Origin of the sequence: Streptomyces sp. NRRL S-495, from assembly GCF_000966955.1 — a bacterium.
GTDB lineage: Bacteria > Actinomycetota > Actinomycetes > Streptomycetales > Streptomycetaceae > Kitasatospora > Kitasatospora purpeofusca.
This window is the reverse complement of sequence record NZ_JZWY01001380.1, coordinates 1-333: the sequence shown is the minus strand read 5'-3', so window position 1 is coordinate 333 and position 333 is coordinate 1. Positions and strand designations below refer to the sequence as shown.

Sequence of the window (333 nt, the reverse complement as noted above, 5' to 3'; positions counted from 1 at the left end):
TCAGAGATGTGTATAAGAGACAGGCCTGGATCCTGCTCAGCCAGAACGGCCAGGTGGCCGGATTCGACGGCAGCGTGCTTCAGGTCTCGTTCATCAACGCGGGTGCCCGCGACAGTTTCGTGAGCAGCAACAGCGACGACGTGCTGCGGGCCGCGCTGGCGGACGCGCTCGGCGTGGACTGGCGGATCGAGTGCATCGTCGATCCGTCCGGTGGCACGGCCGGCCCCGGCGGCGGCTCCGGTGGGGTCGCCACTCCGAGCGGCAGTGGTGGCGGCGGGGGCGGCTGGGGTGCCCCACCGGCGCGTCCGGCGGCGCCCGCGCCCCAGATGGCGC

General features: G+C 72.4%; 1 pseudogene. It reads left to right on the top strand.

Features of this window, described 5'->3' with window-relative positions:
- Positions 1-8: 8 nt before the first annotated feature.
- A pseudogene (locus VR45_RS41770) lies at positions 9-333 on the top strand (DNA polymerase III subunit gamma and tau); the annotation flags it as partial.